Annotated in this window: 17 protein-coding genes; all 17 read left to right on the forward strand. The window is 39.3% G+C overall.

Annotated elements, in window-relative coordinates; translation table 11 throughout:
• The first annotated feature begins 67 nt into the window (after positions 1 to 67).
• Entirely contained in the window at positions 68 to 1,735 is a 1,668-nt protein-coding gene (locus H131_RS07580) for a ribonuclease J (protein WP_010858507.1), read from the forward strand.
• A 276-nt stretch (positions 1,736 to 2,011) separates the two neighbouring features.
• Positions 2,012 to 4,306: an FtsK/SpoIIIE family DNA translocase gene (locus H131_RS07585; RefSeq protein ID WP_036131189.1), complete on the forward strand. Its 2,295-nt coding sequence runs from the start codon at positions 2,012 to 2,014 to the stop codon at positions 4,304 to 4,306.
• Positions 4,307 to 4,505: 199 nt separating this feature from the next.
• Entirely contained in the window at positions 4,506 to 5,234 is a 729-nt protein-coding gene (locus H131_RS07590; RefSeq protein WP_010858509.1) for a GntR family transcriptional regulator, read from the forward strand.
• Positions 5,235 to 5,285: 51 nt separating this feature from the next.
• Entirely contained in the window at positions 5,286 to 6,368 is a 1,083-nt protein-coding gene (locus H131_RS07595) for a BMP family lipoprotein (protein WP_010858510.1), read from the forward strand.
• A gap of 494 nt (positions 6,369 to 6,862) precedes the next feature.
• Complete coding sequence (locus tag H131_RS07600) at positions 6,863 to 8,404, forward strand: ABC transporter ATP-binding protein (protein WP_010858511.1); 1,542 nt, start codon at positions 6,863 to 6,865, stop codon at positions 8,402 to 8,404.
• The gene (locus tag H131_RS07605) at positions 8,404 to 9,450 is read left to right on the forward strand and encodes an ABC transporter permease (RefSeq protein WP_010858512.1); all 1,047 of its coding nucleotides are present in this window, start codon (positions 8,404 to 8,406) and stop codon (positions 9,448 to 9,450) included. The genes H131_RS07600 and H131_RS07605 overlap by 1 nt, the downstream gene beginning before the upstream one ends.
• Position 9,451: 1 nt before the next feature.
• A complete protein-coding gene (locus H131_RS07610; RefSeq protein ID WP_010858513.1) occupies positions 9,452 to 10,411 on the forward strand; it encodes an ABC transporter permease in 960 nt (319 codons plus the stop codon).
• A 176-nt stretch (positions 10,412 to 10,587) separates the two neighbouring features.
• The gene (yfmF, locus tag H131_RS07615; protein ID WP_010858514.1) at positions 10,588 to 11,859 is read left to right on the forward strand and encodes an EF-P 5-aminopentanol modification-associated protein YfmF; all 1,272 of its coding nucleotides are present in this window, start codon (positions 10,588 to 10,590) and stop codon (positions 11,857 to 11,859) included.
• Positions 11,856 to 13,157, forward strand: coding sequence for an EF-P 5-aminopentanol modification-associated protein YfmH (yfmH, locus tag H131_RS07620; RefSeq protein WP_010858515.1), 1,302 nt, complete (start codon positions 11,856 to 11,858; stop codon positions 13,155 to 13,157). Before yfmF ends, yfmH begins: the two co-directional genes overlap by 4 nt.
• Complete coding sequence (gene ymfI / locus H131_RS07625; protein WP_010858516.1) at positions 13,154 to 13,882, forward strand: elongation factor P 5-aminopentanone reductase; 729 nt, start codon at positions 13,154 to 13,156, stop codon at positions 13,880 to 13,882. The genes yfmH and ymfI overlap by 4 nt, the downstream gene beginning before the upstream one ends.
• A 44-nt stretch (positions 13,883 to 13,926) precedes the next feature.
• A complete protein-coding gene (locus H131_RS07630) occupies positions 13,927 to 14,184 on the forward strand; it encodes a DUF3243 domain-containing protein (protein WP_010858517.1) in 258 nt (85 codons plus the stop codon).
• A 226-nt stretch (positions 14,185 to 14,410) separates the two neighbouring features.
• Positions 14,411 to 15,199 (forward strand): DUF3388 domain-containing protein, encoded by a 789-nt coding sequence (locus tag H131_RS07635; protein ID WP_010858518.1) that lies wholly within the window; start codon positions 14,411 to 14,413, stop codon positions 15,197 to 15,199.
• 25 nt (positions 15,200 to 15,224) lie between these two features.
• Entirely contained in the window at positions 15,225 to 16,130 is a 906-nt protein-coding gene (locus H131_RS07640) for a helix-turn-helix domain-containing protein (protein ID WP_010858519.1), read from the forward strand.
• Between the two features lie 47 nt (positions 16,131 to 16,177).
• Positions 16,178 to 16,756, forward strand: a complete 579-nt coding sequence (gene pgsA, locus H131_RS07645; protein WP_010858520.1) for a CDP-diacylglycerol--glycerol-3-phosphate 3-phosphatidyltransferase — start codon at positions 16,178 to 16,180, stop codon at positions 16,754 to 16,756.
• Positions 16,757 to 16,773: 17 nt separating this feature from the next.
• On the forward strand, positions 16,774 to 18,033 hold the full coding sequence (locus H131_RS07650) for a competence/damage-inducible protein A (RefSeq protein WP_010858521.1): 1,260 nt from the start codon (positions 16,774 to 16,776) through the stop codon (positions 18,031 to 18,033).
• A 158-nt stretch (positions 18,034 to 18,191) separates the two neighbouring features.
• Entirely contained in the window at positions 18,192 to 19,259 is a 1,068-nt protein-coding gene (gene recA / locus H131_RS07655) for a recombinase RecA (protein ID WP_010858522.1), read from the forward strand.
• Between the two features lie 778 nt (positions 19,260 to 20,037).
• A complete protein-coding gene (rny, locus tag H131_RS07660) occupies positions 20,038 to 21,597 on the forward strand; it encodes a ribonuclease Y (RefSeq protein ID WP_010858523.1) in 1,560 nt (519 codons plus the stop codon).
• Positions 21,598 to 21,696: the final 99 nt, after the last annotated feature.

The following is a 21,696-nucleotide window of genomic DNA, read 5'->3' on the forward strand; positions in this document are numbered from 1 at the left end:
AGCTTTGCAAACCGTATAATGAAAATTAAGTGGTTGCTGTTCGGGATATCTTTTAGGAGGAAACAAATTGACAAAAAAGAAAAATGAATTAATTCGCATCATTCCACTGGGTGGCGTGGGCGAAATTGGAAAAGCAATGTACGTAGTAGAAATTGACGAAGAGCTATTTGTAGTTGATAGTGGTTTAATGTTCCCAGAAGACGAAATGCTGGGCATTGATATCGTCATTCCTGATATTACGTATTTAGAAGAAAACAAAGAGCGTGTGAAGGGAATTTTCTTAACGCACGGACATGAGGATGCAATTGGCTCAATTGCTTACATCTTACAAAAAGTGAAAGCCCCTGTGTACGGGTCTAAACTAACAATTGCACTCGCGAAGGAACATTTGAAGGAGTTACCTGCACCACATCAGGTGAAGTTCTTTGAAGTAACAAATCGTAGCCGTATGAATTTCAACTCAACGTATGTGACATTCTTCCATACAACACATAGTATTCCCGATTCATTAGGGGTAGTGTTCCATACATCTGAAGGAGCAATCGTTCATACTGGAGAGTTTAAATTCGATCAATCTGCAACTGGTAAGTTCAAGCCAGATTTGGCAAAAATGGCTCAATTAGGGGAAGAAGGCGTATTTATATTGCTTTCGGAATCGTGTGAAGCGGAACGACCAGGTTATACGACATCTGAAATTGTGATTGAAGAACAATTATCAAAAACATTCCATTCAGCACCAGGACGTATTTTAGTCGCTGTGTATGCATCAAACTTTATTCGTATTCAACAAGTATTCGCGCAAGCTCAAAAATCGTTCCGTAAAGTGGCGATTGTTGGTAAGCCTTTAGAAAAAGCTGTTGATTTAGGTGTGCAGTTAGGTTATTTAACACTCGAAGAAGACACAATTATCCCAATCTCTGATATGCAAAAATATCAAGATGATGAAATTATTATTATTGCAACTGGCAATAGAGGCGAGCCACTAGACGCCCTAGAAAAGATTGTCCGTAAGCATCACAGAGACATTAAGATTAAAAAGGATGACACAGTGCTGATTACGTTCACGCCGTCTCCTGGTATGGAAGTACAAATGGCGAATACGATGAACTCGATTGCAAAAGCGGGAGCTGAAATTCTGACATCTAGTAAAAATGTGCATGTTTCAGGTCATGGTAGCCAAGAAGATTTAAAATTAATGCTTAACTTGATGCAACCGAAATATTTTATCCCTGTACAAGGTGAATATCGTATGCTTATTGCACACTCTAAGCTTGCACAACAACTAGGTATGCAAAAGTCACAAATTTTCATCGCTGATAAAGGGGATATTGTCGAATACAAAAACGGTAAAATGCGAATGAGCGGCCGTGTACAAGCAGGTAATGTCTTAATTGACGGTATTGGGGTAGGCGATGTTGGTAATATAGTCCTTCGTGACCGTAAATTATTATCACAAGATGGTATTTTCATTGTCGTGGTAACATTAAACCGTGCACAAAAGAAAATCGCGTCAGGTCCAGAAATATTATCGCGAGGTTTCGTTTATGTTCGTGAATCAGAAGCATTGATGGTAGAAGCATCTGAAATTGCTAAGAATGTGATAGAAAAATACGTTGGTAAAGAAACGTTTGAATGGACAAATATTAAACAAGAAATTCGTGATACATTAAATACTTATTTATTCCAAAAAACAAAGCGCCGCCCAATGATTATCCCAATCATTATGGAGTATTAAAACAAAGTAAAACTACACTGAAGGGTATTGTTCACCCTTCCCTCGATATATTTATGAATCGATGCTAAGATGCTACTTTTGTGGTCATGCCTAAGTCACCAGCATCATGTTGGCCTATGACATGAAAACGCATAGCGAATGCTGAGGATAAGTAGCGAATGAAAAAGGATTTTCTAGCCGACGTAACGGTGGAAAATCCTTTTTTTTGAAACAAAGGAGTTCTACATGATATCATTCGCTACATATATAAAATGGATTGCAAAAGAAGGTGAAAAAATGACTAGAAGAAAAAAGACAAAAGTAACTAAAGGGAAATCATCAGCAGATAATAAAGAAATGCACCCGCTTATGTTTGAAATTTTAGGGCTCGTCCTAATTGCACTTGCGGTCATTATGATTTTTGAATATGGCATGATCGGGCGTATACTCCAAACAATTGCAATGTTTTTTATAGGTAATTTACATTTTGCTGTACCGTTTATGCTTGTATTTATTGCTTTAATACTAATGATTGGCCGTAAAAAAGTAAGCATGAAGGACCGACTGATTTTCGGCATGCTACTTATTATTATGAGTTTAACAATTTTTAGTCATAGTATTCTATTTGAGCAATTATCCAAATCAGGTGGTTTATTATCAGACTCCGTATTACGAGAGTCTTGGCGAATATTAATTGATACTGATGGCGTGGTACATCGTAGTAATTCACTTGGCGGTGGTATGGTTGGTGCATTGCTGTTTAGTGGACTTCATGTGCTGTTTGAGGCAACAGGTGCGAAGGTTGTCGCATGGGTCATTTTCTTTATCGGATTGATTCTAGTGACTGGAAAAGCACTTGTTCCATATTTAGCGGAAAAAATGCCTGCTCTTTTTGGAAAATGGCAAAAAAAACAGCAAGATAAAAAGAAAAATGCTCCAAAGAAAAAACAAACGAATCGTCGCTCAAGAGCAGAGAGCATGGATGAGATTGCAGCTGAGGATTATAGTCAAACAGTACAAGTAGAAGAGGAAGTTTCCCATGAGCCGATTATCTCAGCCTTTACTCAAAATGTTTCACATGAACGACAGGAGACGTCTGTGGCTCCTCAGAATGTGGACATAGAAGAAGGAGAGTTGCTAGATGATGTTCATATTGAGGACACCGCTGCGATTGAAAATGCAGATTATCAGCTTCCATCGTTTAATCTATTAAAAATGCCACCACAGCATGACCAAAGTGGTGAATATTCAGTGATTCAAGCAAATGCGAAAAAGCTTGAGCAAACATTGCAGAGCTTTGGCGTAAAAGCAAAAGTGACACAAGTTCATCTAGGGCCAGCTGTGACGAAATATGAAATTTTACCCGATATTGGAGTTAAGGTAAGTAAAATTGTTAACTTACAAGATGACCTCGCGTTAGCATTGGCAGCCAAAGATATTCGTATGGAAGCACCGATTCCTGGGAAATCAGCCATTGGCATTGAAGTGCCAAATAGTGAGGTAGCGATTGTTACACTGAGGGAAGTGCTGGAGTCAAAAGATGGCGCAAAACCAGATGCATTACTTCAAGTGGCGTTTGGTCGTGATATTACGGGACAAGCTGTGTTAGCCGAGCTAAATAAAATGCCACATTTACTAGTTGCTGGTTCAACTGGTAGTGGAAAAAGTGTGTGTATAAATGGCATTGTCGTATCCATACTAATGCGAACAAAACCACATGAGGTAAAGCTGATGATGATTGATCCGAAAATGGTGGAGTTAAATGTCTATAACGGGATTCCGCATTTATTAGCACCTGTTGTGACAGATGCGCGTAAGGCATCGCAGGCACTAAAAAAAGTGGTATCAGAAATGGAACGTCGCTATGATTTATTTTCTCATACGGGCACTCGTAATATAGAGGGATATAACGGTCATGTACAAAAAGTAAATGAACAAACTGCTGAGAAGCACCCTAAATTACCATATATTGTGGTGATTGTGGATGAGTTAGCGGATTTAATGATGGTTGCATCCAGTGATGTAGAGGATTCTATTACACGTTTAGCTCAAATGGCTCGAGCAGCAGGTATCCATTTAATACTTGCGACACAAAGACCGAGTGTCGACGTATTGACTGGGGTTATTAAGGCTAATATTCCTTCTCGCATAGCCTTTGCGGTATCATCAGCGATTGATTCTAGAACCATTTTAGATATGGGGGGGGCAGAGCGATTACTTGGTCGAGGGGACATGCTATTTTTACCAGCAGGTGCTTCTAAGCCGAAACGTGTACAAGGTGCATTCTTATCAGATCAAGAGGTAGAAGAAGTCGTAGAATTTGTTATAGAACAGCAAAAAGCACAATATCAAGAAGAGATGATTCCAACAGAAGAGGAAACCGTTTTAGAAGAAACGGATGAACTTTTTGATGAGGCTGTACAATTAGTTGTTGGAATGCAAACGGCTTCGGTCTCAATGCTGCAACGTCGTTTCCGCATTGGCTATTCTCGTGCCGCTCGAATCGTTGATCAGATGGAACAACGTGGTATTGTCGGGCCTTCAGAGGGAAGTAAACCTCGTCAGGTACTCATTCATCAGTACGATAATTAACACTTTTGGTAAGACTGGATTTTGGGTGATATATACATTTTTGTCTAGTTGTTTGCGATAAATGAGGAGAAAGGGCGAATTCTATTACAGATTTTTCTCAAAACAGTTTATTTCATTCTACAAAAATGTTATATTTATGAACGATTAGTAGGAATGTTGTACATCAGATGTCTGATCTCTGATTTTGGTGGTGATATATGTGACTATTAAAGCAGATCATCGTCATCTCTATCTTCAAGTAATTGATCGTTTAAAATCTGATATTGAGACCGGCGTTTTCAAAGAAAATGAAAAATTGCCTTCAGAGTTTGAATTATCGAAATCACTAGGAGTCAGTCGAGCAACACTTAGAGAAGCGCTTCGACTGTTGGAAGAGGAAAATGTGATTGTGCGTCGACATGGGGTTGGTACATTTGTTAATCCTAAGCCGTTGTTTACATCTGGCATCGAGCATTTATCCAGTATTTCTTCTATGATCGAAACGGCAGGGATGGAACCAGGATCGCGTTTTTTAAAAGCAACTGAAACCGTACCTTCTGAGGAAGATTTAAAACGCTTCCAATGTGATGGCGAAGATAAAATACTCACGATTGAACGTGTCAGAACAGCGGATGGTGAACCAGTAGTTTATTGTATAGATAAACTACCAGCTAGCTTCCTGCCTACTGACTTTGTAGACAAAAAAGAAGTTTCACTTTTTTCTGCACTTGAACAATCGGGTAAAATTCACGTTGCCTACGCTGTGACTTACATTGATCCAGTTGGGTATCATGAACAAGCATCACCGATTTTAAATTGCGGTCGTGAAACAGCACTTTTAGTATTGAAGCAGCTGCATTACGATGACCATGATCAAGTAGTGTTGTATTCAAAAAATTATTTCCGAGCTGATAAATTCAGCTTCCACGTAGTAAGAAAACGGGTGTAGAACATTTCTATATTTTCCTGCTAATTACAATACCTTTGGGGGGTTAACACAATGAAAAAACGTAAATTTGGTTTAGTATTATCTTCAGTATTAGCTGCTAGTGCAATTCTAGGTGCATGTGGTACGAAAGAAGACAAAGGCAAAGAAAATGACAATGCTTCAACAGGCGATACAAACACAGAAGAAGCGTTCTCAATTGCAATGGTTACTGACGTAGGTGGCGTTGATGACAAATCATTCAACCAATCTGCATGGGAAGGTGTTCAAGCTTACGGTAAAGAGCACAACCTATCAAAAGGTGATGGTGGTTTCGACTATTTACAATCACAATCAGATGCAGACTATGAAACAAACTTAAACAAATTATTACGTCGTGACTTTAATTTAGTATTCGGTATTGGTTTCATGATGATGGATTCAATTGAAGCGATTGCTGCTGAAAATCCAGACAATCACTTTGCTTTGATTGATGCTGAAGTAAAAGCCGACAACATAGTTAACGTTCTTTTCAAAGAGCAAGAGGGTGCGTTCTTAGCAGGTGTTGCAGCAGCGAAAACGTCTAAGTCAGGTAAAATCGGCTTCGTAGGTGGCGTAGATATTCCAGTTATTAATCGCTTCCACGCTGGTTTCGTTGAAGGGGCTAAAGCTGTAAACCCAGATATCGAAATCCAAGTAAAATACACTGGTGCATTCGATAAAGCTGACCTTGGTAAAATTACTGCCAACAGCATGTACTCTTCAGGTGTAGATGTTATTTTCCACGCTGCTGGTGCAACAGGTAACGGTGTATTCTCTGAGGCAAAAGAGCGTAAAGCAAAAGACCCTAAAGCAGATGTATGGGTAATCGGTGTAGATGCTGACCAATACGAAGAAGGTAAAGTAGACGACAAAACAAACGTAACTTTGACTTCTATGTTAAAAGGTGTTAACACAGCAGTAGTAGATATTGCAAATAAAGCGAAAAATGGTGACTTCCCAGGTGGAGAAACACTTGTTTACGGTTTAGCTGAAGATGGCGTAAAACTTGCTGACTCCCGTGGTGCTATTACAGAAGATGTACAAAAAGTTATTGACGAATATAAAGAAAAAATTGCTAGCGGTGAAATCGTAGTTCCAGAAAAAGTGGAAAAATAATTCATCTCTTAATCATCATAAGGGCTTTTTGAAGGCCCTTATGATGATTTTTCAATCTATCGTTATATTTCGACTATTTTTAATATTCTATATGGATATATTTATATTTCGACATGGTTTCTCATATAGGGGTAGAATTTATATATGAGATTATCGTAAGCTTAAGATAATGATGGTACCAAGTTAATAGAAGAAAGGTTTCTAACGATGACCTTTCCTGTATTAATTTATCTTCATTCAGCAGATATTTTATGTACCGAAAGTGTAGCGTCAGTTATAGAAGGCGCCTACCTAGGTGAGAGATGCATGCGAGTGGATTTTTTGTTCTTTGGGTATTGAAAACCCCGCTGAACGAAGATAAGCCTTTGGTGGATGTCATAGGTTTTGAAGAGGTGACAAAAGGAAGTTAGTCTAATCGCAATTCAAAATTTGGACTCAAATACACCAAGGCGAATTTGATTTTAACAAAAGTGCCTAATAAGGGAGTGACTATATTGGAATACGTGATTGAGATGCTTGGAATCCGTAAAGAATTTGGTGATTTCGTAGCGAATAATAATATCACCCTCCAACTTGAAAAAGGCGAAATCCACGCGTTACTAGGTGAAAATGGTGCCGGGAAATCGACTTTAATGAACGTCCTTTTTGGTTTGTATCAACCAGAGGGAGGCGAAATTCGTGTTCGTGGGAATGCTGTTAAAATTACAAATCCGAATGTTGCCAATGATTTAGGGATTGGCATGGTGCATCAACACTTTATGTTGGTGGAAAATTTTACAGTAACAGAAAACATTATTTTAGGTACTGAACCTACAAAAATGGGGATTGTCAATATTAAAGATGCTGCGAAGAAAGTGCAAGCGCTTTCTGAGAAATATGGCCTTGATGTAGATCCAAATGCTAAAATCGAGGACATCACAGTTGGCATGCAACAACGTGTTGAAATTTTAAAAACATTATATCGCGGTGCGGAAATTTTAATTTTCGATGAACCTACGGCATCATTAACGCCGCAAGAAATTACGGAACTTATTCAAATTATGCGTCGCTTAATCGCAGAGGGAAAATCGATTATTTTAATTACGCATAAGCTAAAAGAAATAATGGAAGTTTCTGACCGTGTGACGATTATCCGTAAAGGTGAAGGGGTTGGTACAGTTGTTACGGCTGAAACAAACCCAAATCAATTAGCAGAGTTAATGGTCGGTCGCCAAGTCGAGTTCAAAACGGAAAAAACGGAAGCGCATCCTACGGAGGAAGTACTAACGATTGACAATTTAGTCGTAACAGACTACCGAAATATCGACAAAGTAAAAGGTTTGAACTTAAAGGTTCGTAAAGGTGAAATTGTAGGTATCGCAGGTATCGATGGTAACGGTCAATCAGAGTTAATTGAGGCAATTACCGGCTTACGTAAAGTGAAAAACGGGACTGTTAAACTGAATGGCAAAGATATGACAAATATGAAACCTCGAAAAATTACCGAAGAGGGCGTTGGACATATCCCGCAAGACCGACATAAACACGGTTTAGTACTAGATTTCCCAATTGGTCATAATATTGCACTACAAACGTATTATCAATCGCCAATTGCCAAAGGCTTTGTAATGGATTATAAAAAGGTGTCTGAAAAAGCACGCCAGATTATAGACGAATATGATGTACGAACAGGTAATGGTGAAATGACACCAGCTCGTGCTCTTTCAGGTGGTAACCAACAAAAAGCAATTATCGGTCGTGAAATTGACCGTAACCCAGATTTACTGATTGCCGCATTACCAACACGTGGTCTTGACGTTGGGGCAATTGAATTTATTCACTCTCGTCTAATTGAGCAACGTGATAAAGGGAAAGCAGTTCTGTTAATTTCCTTTGAATTAGATGAAGTTATGAATGTTTCAGACCGTATTGCAGTTATCTACGACGGTCAAATTGTGGACGAGCTCAATCCAAAAGAAACAACAGAGCAAGAACTTGGCCTATTAATGGCAGGGCAAAGTAGTAAAAAAAGCATGAGTAAGGAGGGGAACGACTAATGTCAAATCGTGTCATTAATATACTCGTTCCTATCATCTCTATCATTATCGGTTTAATTGTAGGGGCTATCGTGATGGTAGTCAGCGGCTATGACCCAGTACAAGGTTATATCGCTCTTTGGACAGGTATTTTTGGAGATTCATATTCAATCGGGAACACAATCCGTCAAATTACACCGTATTTATTGGCAGGTCTTGCAGTAGCATTTGCCTTCCGTACAGGTTTGTTCAATATCGGGGTTGAGGGGCAGCTCATTTTAGGTTGGCTTGCTGCAGCCTGGGTAGGCTATGCATTTGAGCTACCTAAAATCATTCACTTACCTTTAGCGTTACTTGCCGCAGCAGCTGCAGGTGCATTTTGGGCCTTTATTGCAGGTTTCTTAAAAGCGAAATTTAAAGTCCATGAAGTAATCGCGACAATTATGTTAAACTACACAGCACTTTATATTGCCAACGCTGTTATTAAAAACTTGTCGGATGGTAGCTTTAAAACAGAACGTATCCATGAAACAGCTTCTTTACGTTCTCCGTTTTTAAGAGAGCTTACAGACAATTCAAGTCTTCACTATGGGATCATTGTTGCACTTCTTATGGTAATTGTTATGTGGTTCATTCTAGAAAAAACAACACGTGGATATGAGCTCAAAGCTGTGGGCTTTAACAAGCATGCTGCAGATTATGCTGGGATGAGTGTAAACAAAAATATAATTCTAGCCATGACAATTTCAGGTATGTTTGCTGGTCTTGGTGGAGCAATGGAAGCACTAGGTACATTCCAAAATGCATCGATTAAACCAGGCTTTACAGGTATCGGTTTTGACGGGATTGCGGTTGCCTTACTTGGTGCCAACACGCCACTAGGGGTTGTATTTGGGGCTTCATTATTCGGCTCGCTTAAATATGGGGCACTCAATATGCCAAACGCTGCGGGTATCCCAGAGGAAATCGTATCGATTATTATTGCCTTGATTATCTTCTTTGTTGCATCTGGCTATATTATTCGAGTAGGTTTACAAAAGTTGAGTAAGAAAAAGGAGGGACAATAACATGAGCTTTTTAGAAATGTTATATTTCATCATCCCTTCTGCAATTCTTTATGCAACACCTTTAATTTTTACTGCGATCGGTGGTGTATTCTCTGAACGTTCTGGTGTTGTCAACATTGGACTAGAAGGTTTAATGATTGTCGGTGCATTTGTTGGTATTTTTGTCAATTTAGAATTTGCATCAACATTTGGTTCAGCTACGATTTGGGTTGCAATGCTTGCAGCTGTAATCGTAGGAGGAATTTTCTCCTTATTTCATGCCGTTGCTTCGATTTCTTTCCGTGCCGATCAAACGGTATCAGGGGTAGCTATAAACTTACTAGGTTTAGCGGTAACAGTTTTCTTGGTGAAAATGATCTATGATAAAGGACAAACAGACATGATTGACCAACCAATCCGTCGTTTTGGTATACCTTATTTAGAAGATATTCCATTCTTTGGTCGACTATTGTTCCATGATGTTTATAGTACGTCGATTTTAGCATTTGTTGTCGCAATCGGCGCGTGGTTAATCATTTATAAAACACCATTCGGTTTACGTCTTCGTGCTGTCGGTGAGCACCCAATGGCAGCAGATACGATGGGAGTAAACGTTAATAAAATGCGCTATATCGCTGTTGTTATCTCAGGAGCACTTGGTGGTCTTGGTGGTGCAGTATACGCGCAAACAATTACCCATGATTTCTCACATGCAACAATTGCTGGTCAAGGCTTTATGGCCATTGCCGCAATGATTTTCGGGAAATGGCATCCAATCGGTGCACTAGGCGCAGCGTTATTCTTTGGTTTAGCGCAAACATTAAGTATTGCAGGGAACCAAATTCCTTATGTGCAGGAGATTCCAGCTGTATACTTGCAAATTTTACCGTACTTGTTAACGATTTTTGCGTTAGCAGGATTTATCGGAAAAGCAAATGCACCAAAAGCGAGTGGACAGCCTTACATTAAAGGTAAACGTTAAAAGGTATAAGACTGGGCGATAAAAGCTCAGTCTTTTTTCCTTATATATTTTCTACTCAGCAATTATTTTTTACACTTTTCATATACATACTTTGGATTCTTTTTGCAATTATAGACAATAGACATGTATAGTATTTGTAGTACATTGTTATATTAAGAAAGATAGGAGGGTTTCATATGTTTAAAACAATACCTTTTGCAAAAGGTGTCAATTTGCATATCCGACAAACGACCCAATTTAAAACCGTAAATTTTTCAATTAAATGGAGAAGACCTTTAACGGCCGAAAGTGCGTCAGAACGCACGGTGTTAACAAATGTATTGCAACACAGTAATGCAAAATATACAACTACAGCTGCATTTCGCAGCTCTTTAGACGACTTATACGGGACAGTGTTGTATTTTGACACGTCTAAGCGTGGGAATGAGCATACCGTGTTGATGAATGTAGAAGCCGTGAATGATCAATATTTGGCTAATACGAGTGTTTTAAATGAAGTGCTCGGATTACTGCACACAGCAATTTTTGAGCCGAATTTAGAAAACGCTCTATTTAAAGAATCCATTGTGGCACGCGAAAAGAAAATGGTCATCCAGCGAATTGAATCCATCTTTGATGACAAATCTCGTTTTGCACAACTACGTTTACAACAAATTTTACGTCCGAATGAGCCTGCTTCAATTTCTGCCAATGGTACGGTAGAAGATATCGAGCGCATCACGCCGGCATCTTTATTCGCAGCTTACCAATCCATGCTAGCAAACGATAAAATTGACATCTATGTAGCCGGCGATATTAATGAAGACGAAATGGTAGCGAAGCTGAAACATGCCCTACCATTTCAGGATCGTACACCTGTTGAAATTCCTGCTATATTGCCGCAAAAACATCCACAAAATGATTATGTGCGTGAGCAGCATGACATGAAACAAGGGAAATTGCATATTGGTTTCAGTACACCCGTAAAATTTGGCGATGCAGACTTTGCCAAAATGCAAATTTTTAATGGCGTATTCGGTGGTTATCCACATGCCAAATTATTTATGAATGTTCGTGAAAAAGAAAGTTTAGCTTACTATGCATCTAGTTCATACGCATCGCATTATGGCTTGCTATTTGTTGTGTCGGGCATTGAAGCTAAAAATGAAGAAAAAGCCTTTTCACTTATTAAAGAGCAACTTGCTGTCATGCAGGCATGTGATATTTCTGATTTAGAGCTGGAGCAAACAAAGGCGATGCTGACAAACCAGCTAAAGGAATCCCTAGATTCTGCACGTGGACAAATAGAAATTTACGACCAATACAAGGATTTACCCGAGGAATTTTCTTTTGAAACCTGGGCAAATAAATGGAAGGCTGTTACGAAGCAAGATGTTGTCGAAATGGCAAAACAAGTGCAGCTAGAAGCGGTCTATTTCTTATGTGGAAAGGAGCAAGCCGCACAATGAAAACAATTGAATTTAAACAATTAGATGAAACACTTTACTATGAAAAGTTAGAAAATGGATTAGATGTTTATATTTTACCAAAAAAGGGCTTCTCAAAAACATTCGTGACATTCACGACAAAATACGGTTCTGTTGACCGTACATTTATGCCAATAGGTGAAACGGAAAGCATTTCTGTGCCAGATGGCATCGCACACTTTTTAGAGCACAAAATGTTTGAAAAAGAAGACGGTGACGTATTCCAAAAATTTAGTGAGTATGGCGCTTCTGCAAATGCCTTTACATCCTTTACACGAACAGCTTATTTATTTTCATCAACAGACCATATTTATAAAAGCACTGAAACATTATTAAATTTTGTGCAAGAGCCCTACTTTACTGAAGCGACGGTCAATAAGGAAAAGGGTATTATTGGTCAGGAAATCACGATGTATGATGATCAACCAGATTGGCGATTGTATTTCGGCACAATTGAAAATATGTATCACAATCATCCTGTGAAAATTGACATTGCAGGTACAATCGAATCGATTGATGGTATTACGGCAGACCATTTATACACGTGCTATCATACTTTTTACCATCCTTCAAACATGTTGTTATTTGCCATCGGAGCTGTAGACCCAGAGGAGATGATGGCATTCATTCGAGAAAATCAAGGCAAAAAAGAATTCCCTGAACCAATGCCAATACAACGATTCTTTGACGAAGAACCGACAGATGTTGCCATAAAAGAACGTACATTGCATATGGATGTTCAAAAACCTAAGTTATATATTGGCTTAAAGGCAAAAGAGACGGGGCTTTCTGGCCGTGACATGTTAAAGCATGAGCTTGCAGTACAAATTGCTTTAGAGCTTATCTTTGGACGTACATCTAAATTTTATGAGCGTGTTTATGATGAAGGGCTAATTGATGAATCGTATGCATTTGACTTTACATTAGAAAATGGCTTTGGCTTTGCCATGATTGGGTCTGATACAACAGAACCAGCTGCATTAGAGCAGGCTATTAAAGCAGAGTTAGCGAAATATGAGGGGAATGCTCAATTTGCAAGTACCGATTTAGAACGCATTAAAAGAAAAAAAATCGGTTTCTTCTTACGTGCACTGAACTCTATAGAGTTTATTGCCAATCAATTCACACGTTACTCGTTCAACGACATGAATTTATTTGATGTTGTACCAGTACTAGAAGAATTAACGATTGCAGATTTAACTACCGCATTTGTAACGATTCAAGGTGAATCGCAACAAACAGTATTCCAAGTTCTACCAACAGAGAAGGGCGAACAGTGAAGAAATTTGCGCTTGTATTAGGTGCTTCAGGAGAGATTGGCCGTGCCATCTGTCAGAGCCTGGCAGAGGACGGTTGGTCACTCTATGTGCATTATTCGAATAATAAGGAAGCAGCTCAAACTTTATTTAATGCTCTTTCTGAAAATTTCCCTACACAGGAATTCATGCTTGTGCAGGGGGATTTTTCAAAAATAACAGCAGCAAAAACGATTGCCTCACAAATTTTCACTGTGCAGGCGATCGTTTTTGCGAGTGGTCAAGCTCATTATGCACTGTTGGAAGATACTACAGTGGAGGATATGGACGCATTATGGCGTGTCCATGTGCAAAATCCAATACATTTAACAGCGTTATTATCCTCAAAGTTACGTGCTCATGCTAGTAGTTATGTGCTCTTTATTGGCTCCATCTGGGGCGAGGCAGGATCAGCTGGTGAAACACTTTATGCGACGGTAAAAGGTGCACAACATGCTTTTGTGAAGTCCTATGCGAAAGAAGCGGCATTGTCGCATATTCGTGTGAATGCTATTGCTCCTGGTTTTATCCAGACTACTATGAACAGTCATTTAAATGATGAGGAGCTAACTACTATTTTAGAGGAAATTCCACTTGGTACTGTCGGTAAAACAACTGATGTAGCTGAAATGGTTCGCTTCTATCTTTCAGGAAAGGCTGATTATGTAACAGGACAAATAATAAGATTAAATGGTGGCTGGTACATATAAGATTTTTTTTTGCACATACTACCTGTGTAAAGGAGGAGGATCTTATGACCATTTTAGAAAACTGGCAAAAATGGACATCTTTTTTAGGACAAAACGTAATGCAGGCTGAATCAAGTGGTATGCCGAAAAAAATGATTCAACAAGCAGCTATGCAAATCGGCGATTATTTGGCGACAAATGTCGATCCTAAAAACGAGCAAGAGCGAGTGCTGTCGGATTTATGGGGCGTTGCCTCTGAGGATGAGAAACAGGCATTGGCGAATTGTGTCGTAAAACTTGTTCAAAATAAAACTGTGCAATAAGAAAGAGGAGAGTTTATCTCCTCTTTTTTCTATATCAAAAAGTAATATCCATCAGGAAAAGGGAACGTATGTAAGCCTATTTGGAGTAAGCTGAAAAAAAATAGTAAGTTTTTTTAAATAACGCTGTAATTCCATGTATTCGAACTTTCCATTACATAAAAAATCAGCTATGATGGAACTTATAAAAGATTTTTTACGTTAACTAATAGGAAGGGAACGAGTGAGTTTGAGCGATTGGTACTTTGAATATGAGATTCAGGTGAATCGCCCTGGATTATTAGGAGATATTGCTTCACTTTTAGGGATGCTTCGTGTCAATATTATTTCAATAAATGGTGTCGATGAGGACCGTCGTGGTATGCTAGTACATACAGACAATGATGAGGCGATTGAGCGTTTTCGTACAATTGTTTCGACAATGGAACATATCCACGTTACCAAATTTCGACAACCTAAACTCCGTGATCGCTTAGCCATTAGGCACGGTCATTATATTCCTCGAGATGCAGATGAAAAAAATACCTTCCGCTTCGTGCGAGATGAACTTGGTATTTTAGTGGACTTTATGGCAGAGTTATTTAAGAAAGATGGTCATAAACTCATTGGAATACGTGGCATGCCTCGTGTTGGTAAGACTGAGTCTATTGTCGCGGCAAGTGTATGCGCCAATAAAAAATGGATTTTTTTATCTTCTACAATGATCAAGCAAACCGTTCGTAATAAGCTAGCTGGCGATGAATTCAGTGACAATAATATTTTTATATTAGACGGCATTGTAACACGTCGTTCGACAGATGAGCGACATTTGCAACTAGTACGTGAGATGATGAATATGTCATCCGTCAAGGTCGTAGAGCATCCAGATATGTTTGTTCAGCATTCAGAATATAAGATTGAGGATTTTGATTATATCATTGAACTACGTCACCACCCAGATGAAGAAATTACTTATGAAATAATGGAAAAAAATCATATGATGTCCGAATCCGATTCATTTGGAGGATTTAATTTTTAATTTGATATTAAAGTAGGTGTTATGAGTGGCAGAATTAGGGACTCGACTGAAAGAGGCGAGACTGTCTAAAGGCTACAGCTTAGACGATTTACAAGAGATAACGAAAATTCAAAAGCGTTATTTAGTAGGTATTGAAGAGGGCAATTATTCGATTATGCCTGGTTCATTTTATGTGCGTGCTTTTATTAAGCAGTATGCCGAGGCTGTTGGTTTAAATGCAGAGGATATTTTAGAAACTTATAAGAGTGAATTACCAGGAACGCAAAACGAACAAGTAAGCCAATCGATGACACAAAGTCCAAGCAGAAGGAAAGTTCCATCTAATAAAATGATGGAAGCAATGCCCAAAATAATTGTCGGTTTATTTATTATCGTTATTATTGTTGCAATTTGGGTATTATGGCAATCTAAAAATAATGCCGGGACACCTGTTATTGACGATACGTCACCAGAGATGGAGTACGATACAAAAGTTAAACCGATTGATAGTGAAAAAGATAAAGAGGAACAAGACAAAAAAGAACAAGAGAATGCCAATAAGGATGATTTAAAAGGTGATTCAAAAGAAGAAACACCTGAAGAAAATAAAGTTGAAGAAGATAAGCAAACCATTTCAACGGGTACAATAGAAGCAGATGGTGCGACAACTTCTTATACATTGACAGGTTCAGAGGCATTTAAAATACGCATTGAGGTAGCAGGTCCTACATTTATCGGTATTCGTAACCAACAGCAACAAGAATTGCTATCGGATACACGCGTGTATAACGCAGGCGAAGTAGTAGAATTTGACGCAACGGCGCAAAATTATGCCCGTATCCGTCTTGGTAATTCGACACAAGCTAAGATTTATATTAATGACGAGCTTTTAACGTATGCTCAGCAAATCGTAACGCAAAACATCGTCATCAATTTCAATAAAGAACAGTAGTCGTCTTGTGATGACTACTTTCTTTCTTCATGAAAGGTGTTAGAAAAATGAACATTCCAAATAAAATTACCATCTCGCGAATTTTACTTATTCCATTTTTTGTTATTGTTATGATGTTTGATTTTGGTTGGGGAACAATGACGTTATTTGGTGCAGAGATGCCAGTCCATCATTTTGTAGGAGCGCTTATTTTTATCTTTGCTTCAACGACCGATTGGGTAGATGGTTTTTACGCGCGTAAGTACAATCTTGTGACAACGTTTGGGAAATTTTTAGACCCACTAGCGGACAAATTACTTGTATCAGCCGCATTTATATTAATGGTAGAGCTTGACATGGCATCGGCTTGGTTGATCATAATAATTATAAGCCGTGAGTTTGCCGTAACTGGTCTACGCTTAATTTTGGCTGGTGGAGGAGAGGTCGTAGCGGCGAACCAACTTGGTAAAATTAAAACTTGGGCGCAAATTGTCGCTATTGCTGCTGCACTTCTACACAATACCATCTTTACACTTATCGGTATCCCGTTCGATACAATTATGTTATATATTGCATTGTTCTTTACACTTTGGTCAGGATGGGATTATTTCTATCTAAATCGTCGTGTACTGCTGGAGTCTAAATAAGAAAGGTCTTGTGAATCATGAATGCTGAAATTCTTGCAGTTGGCTCAGAGTTATTGCTTGGACAGATTACAAATACAAATGCGAAGTTCATCTCAAGTCAGTTGTCTGAGCTAGGGATTAACGTATTTTACCATACTGTTGTTGGAGACAATTCAAAAAGATTGCAACAGGCAATAGCGGTAGCAGAATCGCGTGCTGATTTAATTATTTTCTCAGGTGGCCTTGGTCCTACAAAGGATGATTTAACAAAGGAAACCATTGCACGTCATCTAGGTATCGATTTAACTTTTGATGAAGTAGCCCTGTCCTATATCGAACAGTTTTTTGCCAAACGAGGACGACCAATGACGGAAAATAATCGTAAACAGGCGCTTGTATTAGCTGGTAGTGAAGTGCTGGCAAACCATCATGGTATGGCACCTGGTATGATTCTGACGAAGAATGAACGTACGTACATGTTACTTCCTGGTCCTCCAAAAGAGCTTGAGCCAATGTTCCAATTTGAAGCAAAACCCAAACTTGGTGCAATGCTCAATGACGGTGGCGTAATTGTGTCTCATGTGATGCGCTTTTATGGCATCGGGGAAGCTGAGCTCGAGGTAAATGTGCAAGATATTCTAGATACACAGACAAATCCAACTGTTGCACCGCTCGCTTCTGACGGTGAAGTCACATTGCGTGTGACAGCAAAGGCAGAAACAGAGGATGAAGCCCGCCAGCTTATTGCAGCGAAAGTGGCTGAAATCCAGGCAATAGTTGGAGACTATCAATATGGAATTGATGATGATTCCCTTGCCTCTAAGACGGTGGAGATGCTGTTAGACAATAACTTAACCATTTCTGCGGCTGAAAGCTTAACGGCAGGTTTATTTCAGTCAGAGCTGGCTGAAATACCAGGTGTAGGTACTGCGCTTATTGGTGGCATTGTCACGTATACAGAAGAAGCGAAGGTCAAGCAACTTGGTATCTCACAGGAATTATTAGATACATACGGTATTGTTAGTAGCGAATGTGCTGCAGCAATGGCTAGTACTGTACGTGAAAAGTTCGGCACTACTATTGGAATAGGTCTTACTGGTGCTGCTGGCCCTACCGCACATGACCACCAACCAGTAGGAACGGTTTGGATTGGGATTGCTATAGGTGACGAAGAACCGATAACGTATTTACTGCATTTATCGGGTATGCGCAATACAAATCGTTTGCGTGCGGTGAAGTTTACATGCCATTACTTAATGCAATTATTAGAAGAACGAGGCTTTATGAAACGTTACTAAATTGAAGTTAAAATAGAAATTTGGGTGGAGAAAATATACCCAAATTTTTATTTTGGAGAAAAATCGAATAAATGTTCGCTTTTTTCTTGCGTGTTTTCTCAAAAACAAGTATAGTAGAGATAGATAAAACAGTGAACAGTTTCGAAGGAGGAAAAACAATGAGTGATCGTAAAGCTGCCTTAGAACAGGCGTTAAAGCAAATTGAAAAGAATTTTGGGAAAGGTTCTATCATGAAGCTTGGCGAAAAAACAGATTTAGAAATTGCAACATCTTCAAGTGGTTCGCTAGCACTTGATGCAGCATTAGGTGTTGGTGGTTATCCTCGTGGACGTATCATCGAAGTGTATGGCCCAGAATCATCAGGTAAAACAACAGTAGCCCTACATGCAATTGCAGAAGTACAAGCATCGGGTGGGCAAGCTGCCTTTATCGATGCGGAACATGCTTTAGATCCAATCTACGCACAAAAATTAGGTGTTAACATTGACGAGTTATTATTATCACAACCAGATACAGGAGAACAAGCGCTGGAAATTGCAGAAGCATTAGTACGCAGTGGCGCTATCGAGATCATCGTTATTGACTCAGTAGCCGCATTAGTTCCAAAAGCGGAAATAGAAGGAGATATGGGTGATTCACACGTTGGTTTACAAGCGCGTTTAATGTCTCAGGCGTTACGTAAACTTTCTGGTGCTATCAATAAATCAAAAACGATTGCCATCTTCATTAACCAAATTCGTGAAAAAATCGGTGTCATGTTTGGGAACCCAGAAACAACACCTGGCGGTCGTGCGCTTAAGTTCTATAGCTCAGTTCGTTTAGAAGTACGTCGTGCAGAAGCCATTAAACAAGGCAATGACATTATGGGTAACCGTACGAAAATTAAAATTGTCAAAAACAAAGTAGCACCACCATTCCGTACAGCAGAAGTTGATATTATGTACGGTGAAGGAATTTCAAAAGAGGGCGAAACAGTCGATTTAGGTGTTGAGCTAGATATCGTGCAAAAAAGCGGCTCTTGGTATGCATACGGTGATGAGCGTTTAGGACAAGGCCGTGAAAATGCAAAACAATACTTGAAAGAAAATCCTGCCGTTCTAGATGATATTGCTAATAAAATCCGTGCTTCCTACGGTATTGCTGCATCCTCATATACAATTGCAGCACATGATGAAAATGAGGAAATGGATGAAGAGTTAATGCTTCTTCTTGAAGAAGAGAAATAAAAAATACATCGTTCTCGCTCTAATGAGTGAGAACGATGTATTTTTTTGCTTTAATGGCTAGAGAGCATGTCATTTTTTGTGGAAATTTGCGATATTTTCTTTTTATTCGTGTTGAAGTTTGCATTGAAAAAGCGCTTTGATGGGTAGCATGAAATGGTACACTGTTCTCTCACTCAATTGAGCAATTAAGAAGTGAAGCCTTTGGACTGGATATGTAAAAATATTAAACAATGCTTGTGTTTATAACTAGCACGAAAGTATTAGGTAATAATTTGTCCTGATGGATATCACTTACTTTTTTCTTGTTCGAGGCGAACAGGTGACCGTCTATCCTTGACAGAGCTAAAAGCTAGATATACAATTAAATATGTATAATTTCTGAATTATGACTTTGAAATAGGCAGTACATTTTATCTTCATTCAGTGAAAGACTCCCACCTATGAAGGTGGTGAGATGAATGCGGTGGTGGTTCCTTTTAGTGGGTTTAAACACCTACTGAAATAGAGGAACTCAGTCTAAGAACGCCACGTTCTGTGGCAACGACTGAGTGACCAACATTATGTTGGCCCAAAGCCTCTGGCGGATGTCATGGATTTTGAAAGGAATGAATATAAGGATGTTAGCCTAAAATCTTCGTATCCTGCGAAAACGGCTAACTGATCTGCATCGTGCAGACCTGAGCACAATTCAAAATCCGGACGCAATTACGCCAAGGCGAAATGGATGTATGCGCCGACTTGAAACTGTATTACCCAAATAGCAAGAGGAGGTGTTCATATGGATGGAATTACTATCATCTCCGCTTTGCTTGGACTCATCGTTGGTGCCGCTGTTAGCTATATCTACATGAAAAAAGTGAATGACTCAAAAATCACTGGTGCTAAACATGTTGCTGAAACAATCGTTGAAGAAGGAAAACGAGAAGCGGAGGCATTAAAGAAAGAAGCACTACTTGAAGCCAAAGATGAAACTCACAAATTTCGCACTGAAGCCGAAAATGACATTCGTGATCGTCGTTTAGAACTTCAAAAACAAGAGAACCGTTTATTGCAAAGAGAAGAGAATCTTGATCGCAAGGATGATGCTCTGAATAAGAGAGAAGCTGGCTTAGAGCGTAAGGAACAAGCTCTTGCCGAAAGACAACAGCATATTGAACAGATGGAAAGCAAAGTGGACGAGCTCGTCGCCACACAAAAAACAGAGTTAGAGCGTATTTCTGCATTAACAAGAGATGAGGCGAAGGCTATCATCTTAGGTGAGGTAGAAAAAGAGCTCGCAACTGATATTGCTGTGATGACGAAAGAATCTGAAACACGTGCAAAAGAAGAATCTGATAAAAAAGCACGTGAGATTTTATCACTGGCACTGCAGCGTTTTGCAGCTGACCACGTAGCAGAAACAACAGTCTCTGTCGTGACTTTGCCAAATGATGAGATGAAAGGTCGTATTATCGGTCGTGAGGGCAGAAATATCCGTACGCTAGAAACGTTAACAGGTATTGACTTAATCATCGATGATACACCAGAAGCGGTTATATTATCGGGCTTTGATCCAATACGTCGTGAAACAGCTCGACTTGCACTTGAAAAACTTGTACAAGATGGACGTATTCACCCTGCGCGTATCGAGGAAATGGTTGAAAAGTCTCGCCGTGAAGTGGATGAACAAATTCGCGAAACAGGGGAACAAACGACATTTGAAATTGGCATTCATAATCTACATCCAGACTTAATGAAGATTTTAGGGCGCATGAAGTATCGTACAAGCTATGGTCAAAACGTGCTAAAACACTCAGTAGAAGTTGCACATTTAGCTGGTTTACTTGCAGCTGAACTTGGTGAAGATGTAGCATTGGCTCGTCGTGCAGGCTTATTACATGATATTGGTAAGGCAATTGACCATGAAGTGGAAGGTAGCCACGTCGAAATCGGTGTAGAGCTTGCCAAGAAATACAAAGAACATCCGGTCGTTATTAACAGTATCGCTTCTCACCATGGTGATACAGAAGCAACTTCTGTTATTGCGGTATTAGTGGCTGCAGCTGACGCATTATCAGCAGCGCGTCCTGGTGCTCGTAGTGAGACACTTGAAAACTATATCCGAAGACTTGAAAAATTAGAAGAGATTTCAGAAAGCTATGATGGTGTTGAAAAATCATATGCTATTCAAGCAGGTCGTGAAATTCGTATTATCGTACAACCTGAAAAAATTGACGATTTAGCTTCACATCGTCTAGCCCGCGATATTCGTAAGCGAATTGAAGACGAGCTTGACTACCCAGGACATATTAAAGTAACAGTTATTCGTGAAACACGTGCTGTGGAGTATGCGAAATAATAAATAATTAAGAGGCTTCCCTTGACTTAGGTCAGGGAAGCCTCTTTGTGATTAAACAGTACATCATAGATGACAGAAACTATCAATTAAACTGTGAAA

The sequence above is a fragment of the Lysinibacillus sphaericus OT4b.31 genome (genome assembly GCF_000392615.1).
GTDB classification, from domain to species: Bacteria; Bacillota; Bacilli; order Bacillales_A; family Planococcaceae; genus Lysinibacillus; species Lysinibacillus sphaericus_B.